The organism is Paenibacillus pedocola (assembly GCF_031599675.1).
GTDB classification, from domain to species: Bacteria; Bacillota; Bacilli; order Paenibacillales; family Paenibacillaceae; genus Paenibacillus_AQ; species Paenibacillus_AQ pedocola.
In genome coordinates this window covers 5,855,744-5,879,171 of the sequence record NZ_CP134223.1, presented here as the reverse complement: position 1 = coordinate 5,879,171, position 23,428 = coordinate 5,855,744, and the positions used below count along the sequence as shown (strand labels likewise).

Sequence of the window (23,428 nt, the reverse complement as noted above, 5' to 3'; positions counted from 1 at the left end):
TCTCCATTATGAGAATTACTACTCTGCTTTTTTTGGTTACATAAAGTTAGATTCAATAAAATAATAGGTCCTGTGAATAGTTATCACCTTCAAGAATGTCATACTCAACTAGTAGGTAATCATCCAAAAGTTCCTGTTGAGCAGCAGTCAGACTAGTAACAATCCCAGTCGAATCTAATAGAACCCCTTTACTTAATCCAGGTAGTAGAGACTGTATTTCGCTCAGCATTTTGTAGTAAGGAGGAAGGGGCTGATTTGCCAACTTAAAGACTGTCGGGCCGAGATAGACAGGACTTAAAGTGCCTAATGCTTCTTTACCGATATCATAATTGGCTAATATTAATAAGGTTGTCTCATGCTCCAGTCTGTAGTTTTCATCCCAGCCTGAGTTTGCATAAATAGCTGAGGCTAAACCTGGAAGATGATCACCCCAAAAAATAACAATTGTCGGGTTTTTAATAGTCCTTAATTCTTCCTGTAGATAAGCTAGGGCTTCGTCGCTCATTTTAACATCTTGTGTATATGCTCCCAATTGTGCATCTTCTGAAGAGTCAGGACCGGTGACTGTAATGCTGCTGGTTCCGTTCCTTCCGTTAACAACAGGGAGATGATTCTGCATTGTGACCAGATGTAAGAAGGTTGGAGCGGTGGAAGCTTGGAGTTCACTTACAGCTTCTTTTACGGCGGAAAGATCTGAAATATATGCACTCGAAGTAATTCTTTCAGTATTTTTCATATCGTCATCACTGATGAACTGATCAAATCCGAGGATTGGGTAAACACTATTACGATTATAGAAGGTTTCATCAAACGGATGAATTGCTAATGTCCGATAACCTCTCTCCTTAAGTATACTGGCTATAGAAGGAACTGAGCTCATCTTAACCAGTTTTTGTTGATATGGAATAGATCCATCTTTAAGAAAATACATAGACATTCCCGTAAGTGCTTCAAATTCTACATTAACTGTATTTCCGCCAAACTCAGGAGTAAGTATATACCCGGATGGCGTTGAATTTTGTTCATCATGTATAAATTTTAGCGGATCAGAACTGAAGGAGTAGTTAGATAGTCGCGTAGGATCAAAAAAAGATTCGCTCATAACATACAAAATGTTAGGCTGTTCAACCGGTACATCCAAAGCTGTATCCTCTGGGTCAGCACTATATTTTGCGGCTATTTTCTCAATTGCTTCTAGACTGTATCCGGCAGGTTTGTCTATCATGTTCTGTTTTAGGTTAGCTGTGAATGCAAAAACAAAACCATTCTGAGTGTAATTAGATTTTTGATTCCAGTACACGTTTTGGTATTTGATCGACGCTAATAAATGTTGATTTCCTACAACGACAATAATAAACCCAGTAATTAGTGAGCCTGGTATTAAGATTAATAAGAGTCGGATAGGAAGTGAAGTCCTGACTTTTGGTATCTTGCTAACTCCCCATATTAACCCCAATGCTATTGTTACAACAGTTATTAGTTCAATTGGAGAAACAATCCCCTCAGAAATTTGCAGCATTTCATTTGCATTCTTTATTAACAAGAAATCCCATGGATACAATGGTTCTCCGACTATGTTTAATTTTTTATAATTTATAAAGCCACAAACTATGGAAAATAAAAAAAATATTGCCGGACCGAAATATGTAATTGGCATGAGTGCTAAAGAAATCAGTAATAATAAAAAGAAAAAAACACTTCCGATTAAATAAATCCAAGGGAAATGGATAACCCAGCAAATGCTCTGTAAGATATTTAAGTTAACTGTGGATAGCTGCATGAAAAAATTCAATACAAATCCGCTTATAAATAAGATGAGAATTGTAGATAAAAATCGTTTTGAAGAGAATAAAGGTCTCAAATAAATTCACTCCGATCGTAAGTTGAGACCACAGCATACGATAGTTATCTGAAAGTAGCCTTAAAGCTCCTGCCGGTAAAAAAGCCCTTTCGACTCTTTAATAGAGCCGAAAGGGCAAGGCTAATATGATCCTTAGAACTGCTGTGCGGCAATCGCATCAATCTGTGTAGCTTCCGCAGCATCAGCTGCAATTAGCAGATCGTATACAGCTTGATCCTGGCCTCCGCTACGTTTCAGTGCAGCTAGATACCACCGGGCAATCTCGCGGTTAGTGGCGTCTTTATAATCTTCGCTTAGGCCGGTTTTCAGGGTAGCTGCCGCAACTTCGTTATCACCTGACATCAGCTGGAGTTTGCCTGCATTCAGTGCGATGCTAGGTGTAACGGAGAACGGACGTCCCTGCAGCTGTTCTGGAGGCAGAGTCTTCAGATGTTCAACACCATCAACTACATGCTTGTAAGCCTGAAGGCCTTCTGCGAGATATTCCTGCTTCTTGGTATCATCCTTCTGATCATAGGCGGCGTATGCAAGGGTAAAGGAACGGCTGATCAGAGCGTCATACCATTCGATATCCCAATTGAACTTATCTGCATTATCGCGGTAAACGGTATAGCTGAGATCACCTTGACCCTTTAGATCATAGTAACCTACCAATTGCTTCAACAGCTCTTTATTATACGGTTCGTCCTCAAGCGCGCGGGATACAACACTATAGGCTTCCTCAAGGTATTGCTCATCCTTCGTCTGATTAAATACCTGCTGGTCTATAGAGGAAAGGTAAAGCGCCGATTCCGGATGGAAAGGACGGTCTTTCAACGCTTCTATCAGAGGAGTTTTGATTTCTTCATAGGACTGGCTCACCCCGATGAGGTTCTTAGCCTTCATTGCGGCGTTGCTCGATCCGAGGTAGCCGATGGTCAGGAACAGAAGGAACAGAGTGCCTGCTGCAAGGATGGCGAAGTAGCCAATCCGCAGGCTTGATTTATTCCAGTTCCGGCGCAAGGGTCTGCTGTCCATCGCTACACCCATACCGGCAAGGCTGAGGAAGACCAGAATGCCCATAAAAGCATAACTTAGGTTGAAATCCAGCAAGCTGTGTACCAGAATGGATAACGCAATAATATAGAAGAAGTAACCATTCGCAAAGTCATCCTTATCACGTTTCAGGTAACCGCGGATGTACTTATAGAAAATATATCCGATAAAGCCAATAAACACGATAAAACCGACAATCCCAACCTCAATCAAATACTGCAGGAAGAAGTTATGCGCCTGGCGGCTTGTGTAAGGGTTATTCTGATAGTGCTCATATAGTGATGCCCAGCCGCCGCCGCCGGCGCCGAGAATCGGATAATCCTTAACAACCTTTAAGGCATCTTTATAAAAAGTGAAGCGTTCCAGTACACTATGCTGCTTAAAGTTGATGTTCTCCAGTCGGGTTTCGATGTTGGCTGGCAGGATACTGCGCACGCTTGTCCCAATCAGCAGGAAGGCAACAATACCTACAAGGACTAGTGAACCGAGCGGAAGCCACAGTCCGGCAAGCTTGCGGGAGCTCCAAACGCCGAGCTTCTGCTCCAGCCAGGGGGCTACAAACCGCTGTACCGCCCATCCAAGTCCTGCTACTACAATAGAAGCGACAATCAGGTAAGCCCAGCCTTTAACAGCAGCACCAGAGGTGAAGGCCGTATTGAGCTCTGTACCGAGAGTAGTCAGCGGGTTAGTGACCGCCAGAGCGGCAATGCCGGCAAGTGCCAGATGAATTATCCAGAGAATCTGCTGAGCGGGCTTAAGCAGAATCAGCAATAGAATAAATACCACTGGCAGCATGACAAGTCCGCCACGGGACAAGGTCAGCAGCAGCGATACGATAATCGGCACCAGCATAAAACCGTGCGTCAACGTTCCGTACCACTTTTTGGAGCGGATCAGAGCGAAGACGGCTACAAACAGAAATGCCATCAGGAAGGCGGCATATGTATTCGCATATTGGAAAACAGAAGTCAGACGCAGACCATTAGAGTCTGTCATTACGGCATCTAAATATTTGCTGTTACGCACGGTGTTAGAGAACCAGCCAACCAGAGCACCAGCAAATTTCGCCCCGCCAAGCCAGTTAATCAGCCCAAAAGCGACAATAAAATAAGAAACCGCAAGAATTGCATTTTGAATGACAACATTTAGTTGCTTTTGCTTGAGCAGATATAACGCTATAATGAATATTGCTATATACATGCTCTGAATCAACAGCAGATTCATCGCCATATAGTGCGAAGCCGCACCAAAGAGCGACAAGGCATAAGTGATAGGGAGCAGTAGTGATGCAACAACAACCAGGTCACGCTGCTCCTCCAGCTTGAACTTTGTGAAGTACAAGCCCATCCAGACCAGCAGCATGAGGCCGCTAAGCAGGGAGGATACATAAATTGGCTTTTCAAAGTCCAGCTGCTGTCCGTTAAACAATCCCACCTGGAACGGTGTCCAGATCAAAAACAGGATAAAAACAGCAACCAATGCCCACACCGGGCTGGATATTTTTTCAACATTTCTCGACTGAGCTGCATTTTTACCGTATACTGGTTTCGACACGTTCTAATCTCCTTTTCCTGTAGGTACGACAATATTTTAGCATAAAGACTATACTAAGAGGCAGTATTAATTCACTTTTTATAAAAAGTGCACAAAATTATAATAAATCCAGAAAGAGGAACTTGTGTGTAAAGATGGAAGTCGATGTTTGGAGGTAATTATTCTAATATATAATCATACATGTACTACATATCGATTTATTAATGATAAAGTTAAGGATGCTGAAGGATGCAGGATGAGAAGTTAAGTTACAACATATTAAGAATGCTATGTCAATACATAGAATCTATCTAAAGTCTATTTCATCTATAAATTAAGGAGAGAGAAAGTAATGTCTGTTTTTTCATCAATTTTAAAAAATAAAAATTTAATAATGCAACTGACAAAAAGGGATATATTGGTTAAATATAGAGGTTCTTTCTTGGGAAAGATTTGGGCAGTTCTTAATCCCTTAATTATGCTGATTATCTATACTATTGTATTCGGTGAGATATTTAAGTCTAAATGGGGAAACACAGAAAATGAAAGTACGTTTATTTTTGGATTAACACTTTTTACCGGGATGATTGTATATAACTTATTTTCAGAAGTTTTGAGTCGGTCAGCTACGATTATCCAATCGAATGTTAATTATGTGAAAAAAATAATTTTTCCGCTTGAAATACTGGTTGTTGTTTTAATGTTAACAGCTTTATTTAATGGGCTTATAAGTTTAATTGTACTGATGATAATGAACATTTTTTTGGGACAAGCCTTATCTTGGACTATTCTTCTAATTCCAGTTGTTTTATTCCCAATCATTTTATTGTCAATGGGACTGGCTTGGTTTTTAGCTGCGTTAGGCGTCTTTTTTAAGGACACAAATTATATTGTTACTCTAATTCTTCAAATTGTACTTTTCCTATCGCCTGTTTTTTATTCAGTAGAAAATGTTCCGGAATATTTGAAAGGTATCTATAATTTTAATCCTCTTGGAATAGTGATACAGCAGATGAGAGAAGTTGTATTATGGGGCGAAATACCAAACTGGATGCAATGGGCCAATATGACCTCTATATCACTTGTGGTTTTTGTTGGCGGGTATTACTTTTTTACAAAGTTGAAAGGAGCCTTTGCAGATGTTATCTGAGAATAATGCAATAGAAATAAAAAATATAAGTAAAAAGTATTATTTATACAATAGTCCTGCTGATAGAATGGTTTCTTCGTTATTTAAAAACTGGAAGAAAGTTAATGAAGTTAATGCCTTGAATAATATTAGTATAAATATTCCAAAAGGGAAGACTATTGGATTAATAGGGCAAAATGGTTCCGGGAAAAGCACTTTGCTACAAATAATTACAGGTATTTTAAAGGCTACTAGCGGTAAAATTGAAGTTAATGGTAGAATTGCAGCGTTATTGGAATTAGGTTCTGGTTTTAATCCGGAATTCACCGGAAGAGAGAATGTGTATATGAATGCGACAATATTAGGTTTAACTAAAGAAGAGATTAATGATAGATTTAGTGATATAGAACAGTTTGCAGAAATAGGTCACTTTATTGATCAACCGGTTAAGACCTACTCAAGTGGCATGTTCCTTAGATTAGCATTCGCTACTGCAGTTCATACAGATCCTGATATACTTATTGTTGATGAAGCTTTGGCTGTAGGGGATGTGCGTTTTCAAAGTAAGTGTTTTCGTAAGTTTAAGGAGTTTCAGGAACGAGGGAAAACTATCCTCTTTGTTACACATGCAACCGAGTTGCTAATAAGACATTGTGACTATGCGTATTTGATTAATCAAGGAGAATTAATTCAAGAGGGACTTCCAAAAGAGGTTGTTAATACTTACTTAGATTTAATCTATGGTAAACAAAAAAAGCTGAATGATACGGTTGAAACTCCAGATGCGAGAATTCAAAGTAGAGAATTAGATGCGGAAATACAAAACAAATATTCTCAAGAAACAATTGAATTTATTACGAGTGAGAATCTAGATCCAAACTGTGAAAACAGAAGGAGTTATAACCAAAATGAATTTAGATGGGGAGATAAAAGAGCTGAAATTATAGATTATTTAGTATTATCAAATGACATGGTAGATCCAGTCGATTGTAGTTCGACGGAATTACTTCAAATAATCATGAAAGTAAAGTTCAATGATAATGTGACTTCTCCAATATACGGGTTAACTATTAAGACGGTAGATGGGGTTACTGTTTATGGAAATAACTCTAGAGATGATTCGATTGACGTCTCTTCACAAAACGAGGCTAATTTTTGCTGTGTTCAGTTTGCCTTTATTCCTCAACTTGTAGAAGGGGATTATTTTATTTCATTAGGAATAGCTGAAGATGTTCCGGGATTAGAGGCCCCACCGTTGGATAGAAGATATGATCTTATACACTTGAAGTTTCATCATGATTCTTTAGGGTTTGGTATTGTAGATCTTGGAATGAAAATTGAACAATTGATTTAAGCTGCTTTAGATATTAGATAACTAAGTTTAATTTGTAATGGGGTGAGTATTATGAGTGCTGGAGACGAGTTTCAAACATATTCTAAATTATTGAATTTAGAGTTCTATAATGGAAAAGACAATTATAGTGATGGAGAAATTGAAGACGAAATTATTAATTATCTAAAAGAGTCACAAGGTGACGAAACAATACTAGAAAACATTTTCCAAAAGGATACACGCTGGCCAATTATTTATCATTTATCTCATATTAGAAAAAATATTGTCAATTGGTATCCCTTTAAACAAGGATCAAGGATATTGGAGATTGGTGCAGGGATGGGGGCTATTACGGGTACACTCTGTGATAGCGCAAGTCATGTGACAGCGATAGAATTATCTAAACGAAGAGCAGAAGCAATTGCGATTAGAAATTATAATAGAGATAATTTAGAGATAATCGTGGGGAATTTAAACGATATTGAGCTGCCACATAAATATGATTATATTACTTTAATTGGTGTGTTGGAATATGCTGAGTCATTTACTCACGGAGAACAACCGTATACCGAATTTTTGAAGAAAATCAGTAAGTTTCTTGCTCCAAATGGCAAACTTTTAATAGCTATAGAGAATAGATTAGGGCTTAAATATTGGTGTGGTGCTAAAGAGGATCACACTAATATACGATATGATGGGATCAATGGATATCCTTCATCAATGGGTGTAAGAACCTTTGGGCGAAATGAACTTGAAACGCTACTAGTTTCTTCGGGGTTTAAGAGCAATCAGTTTTATTATCCGTTACCAGATTATAAACTTCCACAGGTTATATTTTCGGATGATTATTTGCCCACTATCAAAAACTCGAAGAGATACAGACCATTTTATGCTGGAAATGAAAATCTTTATTTAAGTGAACATAGTGCGATTGATGCTATTGTTGATAACAATTCGTTCCCTATAATGGCGAATTCTTTTTTTGTTGAAGCGACTTTTAACGATGACAAAGATTCAAAGGTTTCTTTTGTTACTTTCAACAATGACAGGTATGAACATTTGAGAGTTCATACAAGAATAGTTGATAATAAAACAGTAGAGAAATTTTGTGATGAAAAGGCGTTAAAGCATTTAGAGGGGATTGAGCATAATAATCTTCAGCTAAATAAATTAGGAATGCCCATGGTCAAAGAAGTCTTGCTTCATAACCGATTAGTGAGTGATTTTATGCCCTATGAAACTGTTGAAGATAGAATTCTTGAATTGTTTAAAAGTAGAAAAAAGGAAGAAGCTATTGAAGTAATTGATCAATTTTGGGAAATGCTTTTGACATGTTCAACAAACAAAGTCGATGATAATAGTTCTTTTAGTTTTTTCATGGAAGGCTATATCGATTTAATTTTTTCGAATTGCTTTATAAAAGAAGAGGCCTTTTATTTTTTTGATCAGGAATGGAAGTTTGAAGTTGTACCAACAGAGTTTATTTTATTTAGGGCAATAACTAGTTTATATCGTTTTAACAGTTTTATTGAAACGATAATCCCCATGAAAGAGCTTTTCTCAAGATATAGTATAGATGAGAAAAAAATCAATTATTTTAATGGATTTAATGAAATGAAAATGCAACAAATTCTTGATATGCATATTGTTGAATATCTGGAGAAACGAAGTCATTTTAATGATACTAGAAGCATTGAAGATTCATATGCTGACCAAATAGATAAAATTAGTAATGATTATGAAAAAGAAATAGAAAGAATTCATAAGGAACATTCGAATGAGTTGAATAATAAAAACGATCAAATTAAATCAATTGTTGAAGACTATGAAAAGGCAATAGAAACAATTCATAAAGAACACTCAAATGAGTTAATCAATAAGGACGTTCAAATCAAATCAATTGTTGAAGACTACGAGAAGGAAATGGGTAGACGTAAAAACGAGGAGGATTCTCGTTTGCAACAGATATGTAGTGATTATGAAAGTGAAATAGCTCGACTGAATACAATAATCAGTGAATACAGTAATAAGACGTTCTTGTTGCAAGATAGAAATGACGAACTAGAGTTATATAAAAATGGTATCCAGCAAAACTATATGTTAGTACGAAAAGCTTGGAAAAGCTATTTTAAAAAAAATAGTTAATTTGAGGAGTAATGATTTTGAACATTAAACAAGGGGTTAGAAAGATAGCAAAGCGAATCTATATTTGGTTGCCTGTGCCTTATAAAAGGAAAAAAAGTATGAGTTATTTTGTTAAACGTAACTTTTTTCGTGAGTATACTGGCGAAGGGTTAATCGATATTTATGGAAATTCGTACAAATCAAACGTTCTAAAAGAAAATGCAAAAAAAGTTTCAGTGGTAATTCCTAACTATAATTATGCTGAATATATAGTTGAACGAATTGATTCGGTGTTGCTTCAAACCTATCCAATTCATGAGTTAATCATAATCGATGATTGTTCTCGAGATAATAGTGTGGAAGTAATAGAAACCCACTTGAAAAAATTGGGTTATCCCCAAAATATCAAATTTGTTATAAATGAAAAAAATAGCGGCAATGTATTCGCTCAATGGCAGTACGGTTTTAAAAATGTTACAGGGGATTATGTATGGATTGCAGAGGCCGATGATAGTTGTCATCCCAGATTTCTGGAAAGCGTGATGGAAGGGTTTGAAGATGAGGATGTAGTAATTTCTTATTGTGAGTCTTTGACAATGAACGAGCATAACCAAGTCTTAATGAAAGATCTACGACCTTGGATAGATATTTATAAGACCGGTAAATGGGATAAAAGTTATATTCTGAGTGGAACGGATGAGATTTCCACTACCCTATGTATTAATAACACCATAGCCAACGCCTCAAGTGTTGTATTTAGAAATGGAGATTACCATGAGATACTAGAAGAATCTAAAGGTTATAAATTAGCTGGAGATTGGTATGCCTATATGAGGATTTTCGAATTGGGTAAAGTAGCCTATCTGGATGAATCGTTAAATTACCATAGAATGCAAGAGAAAAGTGTAACTCTAAGTATTCATAAAGATTTGGAGTTTGCTGAAATATGCAGAGTGCAGGATTATGCATTAAATCATTACACATTAAAAGAAGAAGTTAAACAAAAGGTGCTTGAAAGAAGAGAAAGGGAGCGAATCAGATTTGGATTATAATAAAACACTTTCAGTCATTATACCTGTTTATAATACTGAGAGATATCTTAAACGATGTTTAGATTCCGCACTGGCTGCACTCCCTGGAAATTCGGAGATACTTATTGTAAATGATGGTTCTCCAGATCAGTCTGAAGAAATTGCTCTGAAATATTGTGAGGATTTTCCAGATAAAGTTCGATATTTTTATAAGACCAATGGCGGATTGTCTGATGCGAAAAACTATGGTCTCAATCATGCTGAAGGAGAATACATAATATTCTTAGATTCAGATGACTACGTAGAACCGGATATGTATAACGAAATCCTAAATGAAATGAAACAAACTGGTGCACAGTTAGGAGTTTGTGATATTAATTGCGAGTATGAAGTAGACGGATCGAGTGTAATAAGTTGTTGTTATAACCCTAATAGAGGGAGTGCCTTCTTTCAGATTATGGACACTCCTTTGGTGGCTGCATCTTGGAATAAGATTATTCATAGAAGTTTGTTTGAGGGGTTGGACTATCCCACAGGTCTTAACAATGAAGATGTAGCAGTTACTCCTTTAATTCTGGCTCGTGCTAATCGTTATGTAATAGTGAAAAAACCTATGTATAAATACGTACAGCGTCCTGGCTCTATACAAAACTCGAAATTTAGTAATAAACGTTTTGTTATTATCGATACAACAAATATTGCAATAGAGCGTGCTGCTGAACTGCCGATTCATATCCAAAGACAGATTAAAGGTTCTTTATATATTCATCAAATTCTGGGGGTTGCTCTTTATCCAATCAGGAATCAAAGCTTCTTTAGAAGATATTTTATGATGAAAGAATTTATGGGGAAAGTTAATAGTAGCTTTAGCGATTTTTTTCAAAACAGATATGTTGTGGATAATGGGTTAATGGATAATCGCAAGCACAGAATATTTAAGCGGTTAAGTGTAATGTTGCTCAAAAGAAAGCTTTATTTAGTCACTTCTATTTTTTTTGAGTTTGTAAATTTAGCGGAAAAAGTAAATGCGCAAATTGTTAAGAAGGGGCTTAAATAGGTGGGTACTCATTTGGAAGTAAATAAAAGAATTGATTGGATAGATATTTTCAAGGGATTGATTATACTCTTTGTAGTTATTGGGCATGAGAATGGATTTCTAGTTAAATACGTATATTTATTCCACATGCCTGCCTTTTTTTTTATCTCCGGATTAACGACTAATTTAAATAACCAAGGCTTTTACTCTTTTACGAGAGACAGGTTTTTGAGACTGATTATTCCGATATATTGTATTAATATTCTTTTCTTCTTATTTAGATGGGTAATGAATTTGTTAGGACTAGGGTTGGTGCTTTATAGCGAACCGATGAGTACGGAGGAATTTACACGAAGTATTTATAACTTGTTTGCTCTAAATATAACTTCGGATTTAGCGGGAGTATCCTGGTTTTTTATTGTTTTATTCTTGAGCTCAGTACTCCATAAAGCTTTATATGATGTTTTTCATAAAAGAAAGAGTGCAGTATTTGTTGCATCAATACTACTTTTTATTATTGGATACTGGTATGTAAGACATGGTATTGTTTTCCAAAGAACATTGTTCGATCTAGTGTTGATAGCTCAGTTTTATTTTATGTGCGGGTTTCTTTTAAATGAAACTAAATTCAAGACAAACTTGAGAATTAATAGTGATATTCTAATAGCTGCATTAGTAATACTTCTTTACCCCTTATATTACTTTGCTAATATAAATTGGGGAGGTACAGACTATCCTAGTAGAAGTTTTGGGAATCCTATAATTAATCTGATTTCGGCTTTTAATGGAATCGCAGTTACAATTATAATAAGTTATCTACTTATAAACATAAATATAGTAAAAAGAATATTCACAAAATTGGGTGAAACAACGTTAACGATTGCTCTCTTTCACTTTTTGGCTTTTAGAATCTGTTTTGGGCTTCTTTATATGCTTAATATCGTTGACCGCTCCCAAGTCCAACAACTTATCCCTGGAAAAAACCCCAATTACGAACTGTTTCTTCTTGTGTTTACCATTATATTCTGCTTGGTTGCTGATGCTATATTACAAAAAAACAAAATATCATCCACATTAATCCTTGGGAGAAAGACGGTATTTCAAGCGCAAATTTCCTTGTTATTAGACTTCTGCTTTAAACCACTTACCGCTCAGGGGGGAAAGATGAAGACAGCACTAAATAATAAAATATCAGTCGTTATACCTTATTTAAAGCAAAAACCACTACTATATATTTTTATATTAGTGATTATTGGATATAAGATGAGCTACTTTATGAGACCATGGATAAATGTTAATGATGAGCTTTTAATACTTATAAGTTCCCAGAAAGGTATAGGATCGATCTATGAGTATATTTCGAATGTTGCACTAGGCCAAGGTAGGGCTTACTTTTTGGGGAACGTAGTAGCTTTGATAATGTTTTCGATTAAAAATGTGTTTGTTTTTCGTGTACTAAGTTTATTGATACTACTCTCGAATGTCTGGTCTTTTGTATTACTGTGTAACAAAATAAGAAAATCTAATATCCTGAGCGGGTTGGTTTGCTTTGTTTATTTTGTAAGTTTAACTTTTTCCTGGGAACCAACCATGCCGAATGCATATACAACATTTTATGGGTTAAGTATTACCATTTTATTCTTATCATTGAGAAGCTTTTATATATACATTGAGGAAAAACAAGCTAAGCATGTGATTTTTAGTACAATTGGATACATTTTATGTCTCTTTACTTACGAACTCTTTATTATATTCTTTCCTTTATATTTGTTAATAGCACTCAGTAAAGAGAAAAAATTGAAAAAGGTCTTCTTCAAAGTACTACCAATTGCCATCTCTACTTTAGCTTACTTAATATTTTATCTGATTTGGCGAAGTCTTTTTGGTGCAGGATACCAAGGTGCAACTGTTGACATTGCTAGCTTTTCTATACGTGACTGTATATATGCTATCCTAGTTTTAAGTCTCAGTGCTATACCAGGTACATTATTCCTTAGTGCTAAATATCGGTATATATTATTTAGTTTATATGGTAATCAGCATTTCGATAACAAATTAATAAATATGATTGCTCAGGTATTTACACTTGAGAATATTATCTTGGGGCTATTATCTTTCTATGTGTTCTATAAGTTGTTGAAGGATTCCAAGGAAAGTTTATCCTCTAAAAAAATGATTGCATTAATGTGTATAATTGCCGCTTATGTATTTTTACCGAGTACGTTGTTGGCAGTGACTCCTTTGTATCAAAATGCAGTAAAAACAAGTACGTTTCTTACTGTCAACGCTTCATACTTCTCATTATTTGCATGTATTTTGTTGTTTTGTTTGTTTTTTACTTGGTTGTTGCATAGAATACCCTCTCAGAAGAATAAGAGAGTTGTATTAGTTATAGGTTCTAGTATTATTGCTCTGGCATGCGTTTTTAGTAATTTTCAAAGTAATATAATAACTAAACATCAAAATTATTTGGAACAAAGATTAGTCTATATAAACTCATTTATTAAAAGTGATGCATTCCATAATATTGAAGATGGTGCGGTGATTTATGCTCCTTCAATATTCCAATGGGAGATGAGTTTGGCTATCCACGATTCATTTTGGGATGAATATACAAAGATACAATTAGGAAAAAATGTTCACTTCACAAAAGAGTTGCCTTTTTCAACTATTGATGCTCCTCCTTTATACTACTTAAAGGAAATCGAACTTGACTCCAGAGTTGAACGATATATCGTATTTGGAAAAGTAAATGAAAATGCTCAATCTAATGATATTACAAGTAATGAAGCCCTAGTGATCTACAGTGGTAAACAGAAACAACATATCATTGAGGGGAGAATGAATGGAAGTGAAGAGAGAAATATCACTTTAAATGATCAGCATACTTTATCTACGAACGATATTTTTCAATTTAACGTCAAAAGCGAAGAAGCATTTACTAATGATAAACTTCCTGGGACACTGATATTTGATCTCAAGGGAGAGTCAATTGATCTGAACAGTATCAAATTAATCACAGGCCAATATGAAAGTTACGAGTTAACTAATAAAACGCTTGGAAACACATTGGCTACAGGAGCTAATCAAACGGGGTGGTATGCTCCAGAGAGAAATGGAACTGGCACATGGATGGGAAAAGAAGCGAGTGTGGATTTATTAACGGGACAATCAGGTACACTTATCATTAATGGCTACATGACAAATTATGTAGAGTCAAACGAAATTGCGGTTCTGATTGATGGAGTGGAAATGGAAAGACAATTAGTAAGAGAAGGGAATTTTAAATTTACTATTACAGTTCCTGTCGATAAATTGGTTAAAGTTACTCTTAAGGCAGCTAAAACGATGATTCCGGCTGATTTGAATATTAACAGCGATACTAGGGAACTTTCTGTTTTAATCAATTCAATTGAAAGTAATTAACCAGAAGTAATGTTGTTTGTACTTTGCTGTAGGCAACGCCCATTTCAAGGAGATGGAATGGGCGTTTTTTTGAGGAAACCATTGGTTATGTTATTGAGAAACCATCACAGCAGATTTCTTCAAACTGATAGTGGTAGTCTTCTACTATTCTTTAAAAGTAGGTGACAAATGGATAAAGTTCAAGTTCTTATGTCAACATTTAATGGTGAGAGATACATTGAAGAACAACTACAAAGTATATTACATCAAACCTACTATAATATAGTCATCCTTATTCGTGATGATGGTTCAAGCGATAACACAGTACCTATTATTCAAAAATATGCGGAAATGTATTCTGACAAGATTCGCTTCATTAAAGGTAGTAATATAGGGGTTGTACAAAGCTTTATTGAGTTGCTACATTTAGTTGACTTAGATGCGTCATATTTTTGCTTCTGTGACCAAGATGATGTTTGGATGCATGATAAGATTGAAAGAGCAGTACGTGTTTTGCAATTATGTGATACGGCAGGGATGTGTTTCTCACCCACAATGTTAGCGGATGAACATCTTAACCCGATTAAAGTATGGCCAGCTCCTCTGCAAAAGCCTCCACACTTCTATAATGCCTTAATTCAAAATATAGCTGTAGGTGCAACCATGGTTATTAATAAGACAGCGAGAGACTTAGTTATATCAAAAACGCCTAATCCTAAAAATCTTCAAATGCATGATTGGTGGGTCTATCTATGTGTAGCTGCATTTGGAAAAGTATATTATGACGAGCGGCCAACGATATACTATAGACAGCATAACAATAACGTTATTGGTGGTCATCGAACTATTCTGCATAAGTTGCGAGATAAATGGAGGAGCTTTCGAAAGCATTCAGGTCATAAACTTTTGAAAAAACAAGCAATGGAGTTTTATAGGCATTATGCGGATCTATTAGATGCTGAAAAATTCGACCAATTGGAACTGTTTATCCAGGATCGAAAGTCGATGAAAGATAAATTTCACTTTCTTCAAAGATCAAAGCTTTATCGTCATTCGTTTTTGGAAAATCAATTATTTAAATTCCTCATATTAATTGACTATGTTTAAGATTTGAGGAATTTACAAGTATTAATGATCAATCTCAGGAGGGGTTTCAAGTTAAAACCAGTCAATTTCAAGACTATTTTAATTCTTGTCCCTAAACATTCATGCAATCAAGAGGAGAAAACACACATTTGTTTTGGGGCTGATTGTGTAAATTGGGATATAATTGTAATCCGGAGGGAATTTTAAATGTCATTACCAACTTTATATATTACGGTACCTTGCTACAACGAGGAAGAGGCTCTACCATATACTATCGAACAGTTGAGTATAGTATTGAATAGCTTAGTTGAGGAGAAATTAATTTCAGTCAGTAGTCGGATTTTATTTATTGATGATGGAAGTAAAGATAAAACATGGGATGTTATAAAAAGTAGCCATAATAATAACCATATGATTTTTGGATTGAAGCTTGCAAAAAATGCCGGACATCAAAAAGCACTTTTATCAGGATTAATGTATGCAAAAGATCATGCAGATTGTGTGATTTCTATGGATGCAGATCTGCAGGATGATATTTGGGCAGTGCGTGACTTTATAATAAAGTATCATGAAGGGTATGAAGTGGTTTATGGCGTCCGTAAGAGTCGGGCAACAGACACATGGTTTAAGCGTTGGAGCGCAGAATCGTTCTATAAACTTATGAATAAAATGGGAGTCCCTGTTGTTTTTAATCACGCAGATTATAGATTATTAAGTAAAAAAGTGCTTGATTTGCTCAACCAATATAAAGAAACTAATCTTTTTTTAAGAGGGATAGTTCCATTGATTGGATTCCAGTCAACTTCTGTTGAATATGATCGTAAAGAGCGGATTGCCGGAGAATCAAAGTACCCTTTAAAAAAAATGCTAGCTTTTGCATGGGATGGAATTACATCTTTTAGTACTAGGCCTATTCGTTTAGTTACAATTATCGGAATTGTTGGTGTCCTCTTTAGTGTTATAGTCGGCTTGTATGTAGTCTTTTCCAAACTCTTTAATGCTACGGTATCTGGTTGGACCTCTATTATGGCTTCATTGTGGTTTATCGGAAGTGTTCAGTTGTTAGCTTTAGGTGTGATAGGTGAATATGTAGGTAAAATATATAATGAGGTAAAGCATCGGCCTCTATATACTATTGAGGAAGTGGTATCAGATAGTACAGTAGAAAGTGAACTGATATTGCTTTAAGACAATAAGTTATTATATATAAAGATACTCTATCAAGATATGGTTTAGCTAAGGTAGACGAATACTATTCCCCAACCAAAGAACTCGGCATAGTATAGAGGAATCAGATATGGGTTTGAATTTAAAACAAAAGGTGGGCTAAACAAATGAAACTGCTCGTTACCGGCGGGGCCGGCTTTATCGGCAGCAACTTCGTAATATACATGCTGCAGCAGCATCCGGAGTACAAGATCGTCAACGTGGACGCGCTGACGTATGCGGGGAACCTGGAGAACTTGAAGTCTGTAGAAGGTAACCCGAATTATACATTTGCCAAAGCAGACATTACGGATGTGCAGGCGATGGATGCGCTGTTCAGCCAGGGCGTTAACGTAGTGGTCAATTTCGCGGCGGAATCGCATGTGGACCGGAGTATTTTGGAGCCGGATGTGTTTGTGAAGACGAATGTGCTGGGTACGCAGGTGCTTTTGGATGCAGCGAAAAAATACAGCGTGACGAAGTTCGTCCAGGTTTCTACGGATGAAGTATACGGAACGCTGGGTGCGACAGGTCTCTTTACTGAAGAAACGCCGTTAACTCCGAACAGCCCTTATTCTGCGAGCAAAGCGGGCGGGGATTTGCTGGTACGTGCTTACCATGAAACCTTTGGCTTGCCGGTTAATATTACGCGCTGCTCCAATAACTATGGCCCGTATCAATTCCCGGAGAAGCTGATTCCGCTGATGATCTCGCGTGCGCTGGCGGATCAGGCGCTGCCGGTGTATGGCGATGGAATGAATATTCGTGACTGGCTGTATGTTGAAGACCACTGCAGTGCAATTGATCTGGTTATTCATGAAGGGGTAAACGGCGAAGTCTATAACATTGGCGGCAATAACGAGCGCACCAACGTGCATATTGTGAACACAGTGCTCCAGGAGCTGGGTAAACCAGATTCACTGATTACCTATGTGCAGGACCGTCCTGGTCATGACCGCCGCTACGGCATTGATCCAACCAAGATCACGAACGAACTGGGCTGGAAGCCGAAGCATACGTTTGAAACAGGGATTAAAGAAACGATTCAGTGGTACCTGAATAACAAGGAATGGTGGACCCGTATCCAGTCCGGAGAATACCAGAAGTATGCCGCGCTTCAATACGGCAGCCGCTTGGGGGATTCGCTGTAATGTCTAACATGAGAGTACTTGTTACAGGTTCAGCCGGTCAGCTGGGGCAGGACCTGGTGCTGCTGTTGCAAAAGCAGGGACATGAGGTGCTTGGCTGCGACCGTCAGGAAATGGACATTACGGATTTGGATCAGTGCATAGAGATCATCTCCGGCTTCCGTCCGGATGCAGTCATTCATTGCGCTGCCCATACTGCTGTGGACGCGGCGGAGACTGATATTGATGCAGCTTATGTGATCAATGCTACCGGAAGCCGGAATGTGGCCCTTGCTGCGGAAAGAGCAGGAGCTAAGCTGGTGTACATTAGTACGGATTATGTTTTTGATGGCATGGGCACCCAGCCTTATCATGAATATGATAATACCGATCCTAAGAGCATTTACGGCAAGTCGAAACGGGCTGGAGAAATTCTGGTGCAGTCCCTTTCTTCTAAGTTTTTCATTGTCCGCACCTCTTGGGTATATGGTAAGTATGGTAACAACTTCGTGAAAACAATGCTGAAGCTGGGGCAGGAAAAGCCGCTGCTGCAAGTGGTGAATGACCAAACAGGCTCTCCAACCTATACAGTAGATTTGGCTAACTTCCTGCTGGAACTGATCCAGACTGAAAAGTATGGTGTGTACCACGCCTCTAACAGTGAGTTCTGCACATGGTATGAGTTTACACAAGCAATCTTCGCGGAAGCTGAAGAGCTTCTTGGACTTAAGTTTACGGCGAAGCTTGAACCTTGTGCTACAGAACAATTTCCGCGTCCGGCGCCGCGTCCCCGTTACTCTGTGATGGAGCATTTATCCATCCGTACGAACGGGTTCCAGGATATCCGGCCATGGCGGGAAGGGCTTAGAGACTTTTTGCTGGAGCTTAAGGAGTAGAACTGTCATCCTACCCCCAATACTTCCCCTCATTCTTTTGGAATTACAAAATCATAACTGTAAAAACCTCCCTAACAGCCTCTGCCTATCAGGGAGGTTTTTGTGCTATAATAATTGTCGATAGATTACTATATTTGTCAGGAGCGTAGTGCAGTGAATGTAGATGTTAGTATATTAATCCTCAATTACAACACATGCCGCCTGACGCTTGACTGCATAAGGTCGGTTTATGAATCGGATACGAACTATTCCTATGAGATCATTTTGATAGACAATCATTCGCATGATGATTCGGTAGAGAAAATCAGCGCAGAATTTCCCGATGTGCTGCTGATCGCCAATTCAGAGAATGTCGGATTCGCCCGCGGCAATAACCAGGGGATGGAGGCTGCCTCCGGACGTTATGTGCTGCTGCTTAATTCCGATACGGTGATCCGCCGGGATACGCTGGAGACTATGGTTTCCTTCATGGATAGCCGTCCGGATCTCGGGGCTTCGGGCTGTAAGGTAATTTTGCCGGATGGTTCGCTGGATAAGGCCTGCAAGAGAGGATTCCCCACGCCTTCCGCATCGTTCTATTATGCTTTTGGCTTCAGCAAGCTGTTTCCTGACAACCCCAAATTCAATGGGTATCAGTTAGGCTACTTAGATCCCGATCAGGCATACCCCGTTGATTGTTTAGTCGGGGCGTTCATGCTGCTCCGGCGGAAGACGATTGACCAGGTGGGCGGGCTGGATGAAGAGTTTTTTATGTATGGTGAAGATTTGGACTGGTGCTACCGGATTAAAGAAGCCGGCTGGGGAATCTACTACTATCCGCAGACATCGATCATTCATCTGAAGGGCGGCAGTGCGCGGCGCAGGCCGTTTAAGATCGTGTATGAGTTTCATAGAGCGATGATATTATTTCACCGCAAGCATTATAGCAGGCAATACAACAGTATAATTAATGGAACGGTATATGCCGGAGTAGGTGTGAAATTTATGTTGTCGCTGCTGCGTAATGCGCTGATTATCCCGCGTGGGGTCCCTTCTCCGGCACAGAGCTTAACGGTTTCCGGAGAAGCCGGACCACAGATTGAATCGAAGGCTGAGGTGAGATTATGATCCGCCGTAATCAGAAGTTTTTAACCCAGCTGTATATGGTTACCGACTTTCTGGTGATTCAGCTGTCTTTTCTGGCAGCGTGGTGGCTGAAGTTTAAGAGCGGTTTGCTGGAGTCCTACAATACGCTCCCGGTAGAATCGTATGCTTATTGGAGCATAATGTACGCCGTGATTGCTGTGTTGATCGGGATTGTGCTGTCTCTATATCTGCCGAAGCGCAAGAAGCGTTTTGTCGACGAATTCCTCAAAATTTTTCAAGTGCATGTGATGGCTATCTTCATCCTGCTTGGCGTAATGTTCTTCCTGAAGGAAATCGACGTTTCCCGTCAATATTTGGCCATTTATATGGGCTTCAATATTTTATCCATTATGCTGTACCGTTATGTGCTGAAGTCAATGCTGAAATCGCTGCGGGAAAAAGGCTACAACCGCCAGTTTGTCCTGATTATCGGGGCCGGCACTTTGGGTAAAAGATTCTATAATAATCTCGTGCAATACCCGGAGCTGGGATATGAGACGATCGGATTCCTGGATGACTACCAAAAATGGGACGGGATCGAAGAACAGCGCTTTAAGCCGATTCTGGGTACGGTCGATGAGCTTCCCGGAATGCTTGAGATGCTGCCTGTGGACGAGGTGATTCTGGCACTTCCGCTGGATGCCCACTCCAAATATCCGGCAATTATTGCCGCCTGCGAGAAAGCGGGTGTGCGGACGCTGATTATTCCCGATTTCTTCGACTACCTGCCGGCCCGTCCGTACTTTGACAATTTTGCCGGAATGCCGATGATCAATGTGCGGGATATTCCGCTGGATATGACTGGTAATAAGCTGGCCAAGCGGGCATTTGATATTGTGTTCTCACTGTTTGCCATAGTTATGATGTCTCCTGTAATGCTTATTGTAGCACTGGGTGTACGGATTACTTCGCCTGGGCCGGTTATCTTCAAGCAGGAGCGGGTAGGACTCAACCGGCGCAACTTTATGATGTACAAATTTCGTTCGATGAAGATGCAGACGGATGGTGAAGAGGATACAGGCTGGAGTACGAAGGAAGATCCCCGCCGTACCCGGTTTGGCACCTTTATCCGCCGGACCAGTCTGGATGAGCTGCCGCAGTTCATTAATGTGCTGCTGGGGCAGATGAGTGTGGTTGGTCCGCGGCCCGAGCGTCCGTTTTATGTAGAACAGTTCCGCGGTGAGATCCCGAAATATATGGTGAAGCATCATGTACGCCCGGGGATTACCGGCTGGGCACAGAGCAACGGCCTGCGCGGCGATACCTCGATTGAAGAGCGGATCAAGCATGATATTTTCTATATCGAAAACTGGTCGCTGCTGTTTGATATCCGGATTATTGTCAGAACGATCCGCAACGGCTTCAAAAATGCCTATTAATTTTATATCTTCCATAGAAACGGTTGCCATCCTTCTATAAGGCTACAGCCGTTTTTGCTTTTTCCATACTAAACCCGGCAAAGGAAACCCTCTATTATGGATAAAAGAAAGCTAACAGCGTCAGTCATCATGGTTGCTGCACTTATACTTTTACTCGTGATTACCCTATGGCCCAAGGAAGAAGAACCGGCAACCGGATTTATAGCATACCGGATCATTGCCCATGCGATGGGCGGGATTAACGGTCATACGTATACGAATACTCTCGATGCTTTTGTTGCCAACTATGAGCAGGGAAGCCGGCTGTTTGAAACGGATTTACTGCTTACAACAGACAATAAGCTGATTGCCCGTCATGAGTGGACAGGCAATATGAGTAAGCTGCTGGGTCAGCTTGATGTGCTTCCTGCAGCCAAACAAGGAACGGTACTTAGTTACAATGAGGTTATGGATACTCCTATCCTTGAACTGTATTCTCCACTCGACATTGACAAGATTATGGATCTGATGATTGCTTACCCGGATGCTTATATTGTGACGGATACGAAGGAGCATGACCCCGAGCTGGTAACCAGACAGTTTAGACTTATTGTTGAAGCTGCTGAGCGCAAAGATCCTTCGCTGCTGGAGCGGATTGTTCCGCAAATTTACAGCCGTGACATGCTGGACGTAGTAAATAAGGTATATGCTTTTCCAGAGGTGATTTATACTCTGTATCAATCCCAGGATAGTGATGAGCAGGTGCTTGCTTTCGTTAAGGATACGGGGGTGGAGATTACGATGCCGGTTACCAGAGCCTCCAAGAGCTTTGTTCGGAAGCTGAAACGGGCCGGAGCCCGCGTATATGTGCATACGCTCAACGATGAGCAGGAGATTACGAAGCTGTCCCGGATGGGTGTGGACGGATTTTATACCGATTTTATCTCGGAGGATGACTTGGTCGGGATTCGGGGATTACGCTAAACGATCCTAAAAACGCGAAAAAATGTTCGTATTTTTCCCTGCTTTAAATTGACACTCCCCTTTATGCTGGCATAGACTAGAGTTACGGTTTTTGCGTTGGCGGGAGTGTTTTTTGGCTTGGCATGAATAACCTGTGGCGATGCTCTGTGTAACGCAGGGGATGTCTAGATAAATTGGTGAGGATGGACGATGGATGAATGAAATGCGGCAATTAATACAGCCGTGGCGGCATGTATTCAAGCTGGACCCGGACCGTGAGCTCGGTGATCAGGAGCTGGACGCGGTTTGCCGTTCCGGTACCGATGCCATTCTCATAGGCGGATCCACGGGCGTTACTTATGAGAATACCACCCGGCTGCTCGCCAGAGTGCGGCAGTATGAGCTTCCTTGTGCACTGGAGGTTTCAGATCTGGAAGCGGCCGTGCCGGGATTTGATTTATATATGATTCCTATGGTACTGAATACTTCTGAAACGGACTGGATTCTCGGTCACCACCGCAAAGCGATAGAGCGTTTTGGCAGCCTGATCCCGTGGGAGTTGCTGCTGACAGAAGGGTACATTGTCTTGAATGAGGACTCATCTGTAGCCCGTCTTACGGGCGCAGACAGCCGCTTAAGTGCGCGTGGGGCTGCGGCGTATGCGCAGATCGCGGACAAGCTGATGCAGTTGCCGGTCGTTTACCTCGAATACAGCGGGAGGTTCGGCAATATGGAGACGGTGCGGGAAGTTAGGGAGACGGTGGAGAACAGTCAGCTCTTTTACGGAGGCGGAATTACCAGCGAGGCTGAGGCGAAGCAGGCGGCTGCCCTTTGCGATACCGTTGTTGTAGGCAATATTATCTACCGGGATGTGCAGCGGGCGCTGCTCACCGTGCAGGCAGTTAAGCAGACACCGAAGATTCAATTGGAGTAGCCCGTATAATCAGTGTTAAATAGAAAGTTACTAAATAGATTGAACTTGAAAATATACATTAAGGGGAAAGTGGCGGAGGGGAATTTTGGAGCTGGAGGAGCGGTAGCGTCCGCCTTTAGGTTTGGATTTCTACTGCTATAAGCAGTTAAATTCAAGGAAATCCAACCCTAACAGCGGCCGGAAGCCCAAACATTCTCTGTAGTCACGGCTAATCCCTCAAATAGAAAAATCATAAGTTCAATCTAT

The 23,428-nt window shown here is 39.4% G+C and carries 16 protein-coding genes; 14 read left to right on the top strand and 2 right to left on the bottom strand.

All coding sequences use genetic code 11. The features are described 5' to 3' along the window. Positions 1 to 52: 52 nt before the first annotated feature. Together QU597_RS26175 and QU597_RS26170 are read right to left on the bottom strand one after the other, a co-directional pair. Positions 53 to 1,861, bottom strand: coding sequence for an LTA synthase family protein (locus tag QU597_RS26175; RefSeq protein ID WP_310830427.1), 1,809 nt, complete (start codon positions 1,859 to 1,861; stop codon positions 53 to 55). 132 nt (positions 1,862 to 1,993) lie between these two features. Next, a complete protein-coding gene (locus tag QU597_RS26170) occupies positions 1,994 to 4,450 on the bottom strand; it encodes an O-antigen ligase family protein (protein WP_310830426.1) in 2,457 nt (818 codons plus the stop codon). 331 nt (positions 4,451 to 4,781) lie between these two features. Between QU597_RS26170 and QU597_RS26165 the strand changes: the two genes are divergently transcribed. From QU597_RS26165 to pcrB, 14 genes are all read left to right on the top strand, one after another. Continuing rightward, positions 4,782 to 5,579 (top strand): ABC transporter permease, encoded by a 798-nt coding sequence (locus tag QU597_RS26165; RefSeq protein WP_310830425.1) that lies wholly within the window; start codon positions 4,782 to 4,784, stop codon positions 5,577 to 5,579. Next, positions 5,569 to 6,912, top strand: a complete 1,344-nt coding sequence (locus QU597_RS26160) for an ABC transporter ATP-binding protein (RefSeq protein ID WP_310830424.1) — start codon at positions 5,569 to 5,571, stop codon at positions 6,910 to 6,912. The genes QU597_RS26165 and QU597_RS26160 overlap by 11 nt, the downstream gene beginning before the upstream one ends. A 51-nt stretch (positions 6,913 to 6,963) precedes the next feature. Beyond that, positions 6,964 to 9,036, top strand: coding sequence for a methyltransferase (locus tag QU597_RS26155; RefSeq protein ID WP_310830423.1), 2,073 nt, complete (start codon positions 6,964 to 6,966; stop codon positions 9,034 to 9,036). A gap of 17 nt (positions 9,037 to 9,053) precedes the next feature. Further along, positions 9,054 to 10,067, top strand: coding sequence for a glycosyltransferase family 2 protein (locus tag QU597_RS26150; RefSeq protein WP_310830422.1), 1,014 nt, complete (start codon positions 9,054 to 9,056; stop codon positions 10,065 to 10,067). Continuing rightward, a complete protein-coding gene (locus tag QU597_RS26145; RefSeq protein WP_310830421.1) occupies positions 10,057 to 11,103 on the top strand; it encodes a glycosyltransferase family 2 protein in 1,047 nt (348 codons plus the stop codon). The genes QU597_RS26150 and QU597_RS26145 overlap by 11 nt, the downstream gene beginning before the upstream one ends. A 12-nt stretch (positions 11,104 to 11,115) precedes the next feature. Next, entirely contained in the window at positions 11,116 to 14,508 is a 3,393-nt protein-coding gene (locus tag QU597_RS26140) for an acyltransferase family protein (RefSeq protein WP_310830420.1), read from the top strand. A 168-nt stretch (positions 14,509 to 14,676) separates the two neighbouring features. Continuing rightward, on the top strand, positions 14,677 to 15,594 hold the full coding sequence (locus tag QU597_RS26135) for a glycosyltransferase family 2 protein (protein ID WP_310830419.1): 918 nt from the start codon (positions 14,677 to 14,679) through the stop codon (positions 15,592 to 15,594). A 186-nt stretch (positions 15,595 to 15,780) separates the two neighbouring features. Then, complete coding sequence (locus tag QU597_RS26130; RefSeq protein ID WP_310830418.1) at positions 15,781 to 16,761, top strand: glycosyltransferase family 2 protein; 981 nt, start codon at positions 15,781 to 15,783, stop codon at positions 16,759 to 16,761. A 146-nt stretch (positions 16,762 to 16,907) separates the two neighbouring features. Continuing rightward, positions 16,908 to 17,930: a dTDP-glucose 4,6-dehydratase gene (gene rfbB, locus QU597_RS26125; RefSeq protein WP_310830417.1), complete on the top strand. Its 1,023-nt coding sequence runs from the start codon at positions 16,908 to 16,910 to the stop codon at positions 17,928 to 17,930. Positions 17,931 to 17,938: 8 nt separating this feature from the next. Beyond that, complete coding sequence (gene rfbD / locus QU597_RS26120) at positions 17,939 to 18,802, top strand: dTDP-4-dehydrorhamnose reductase (RefSeq protein ID WP_310833415.1); 864 nt, start codon at positions 17,939 to 17,941, stop codon at positions 18,800 to 18,802. Between the two features lie 153 nt (positions 18,803 to 18,955). Beyond that, the gene (locus QU597_RS26115; RefSeq protein WP_310830416.1) at positions 18,956 to 19,909 is read left to right on the top strand and encodes a glycosyltransferase family 2 protein; all 954 of its coding nucleotides are present in this window, start codon (positions 18,956 to 18,958) and stop codon (positions 19,907 to 19,909) included. Then, positions 19,906 to 21,306, top strand: coding sequence for an undecaprenyl-phosphate glucose phosphotransferase (locus QU597_RS26110; RefSeq protein ID WP_310830415.1), 1,401 nt, complete (start codon positions 19,906 to 19,908; stop codon positions 21,304 to 21,306). The genes QU597_RS26115 and QU597_RS26110 overlap by 4 nt, the downstream gene beginning before the upstream one ends. Positions 21,307 to 21,402: 96 nt before the next feature. Then, positions 21,403 to 22,269 carry a phosphatidylinositol-specific phospholipase C/glycerophosphodiester phosphodiesterase family protein gene (locus QU597_RS26105; protein ID WP_310830414.1) on the top strand — a complete coding sequence of 289 codons (867 nt, stop codon included), beginning with the start codon at positions 21,403 to 21,405 and terminating at the stop codon, positions 22,267 to 22,269. Positions 22,270 to 22,471: 202 nt separating this feature from the next. Further along, positions 22,472 to 23,182, top strand: a complete 711-nt coding sequence (pcrB, locus tag QU597_RS26100) for a heptaprenylglyceryl phosphate synthase (RefSeq protein ID WP_310833414.1) — start codon at positions 22,472 to 22,474, stop codon at positions 23,180 to 23,182. The last annotated feature ends 246 nt before the right edge of the window (positions 23,183 to 23,428 follow it).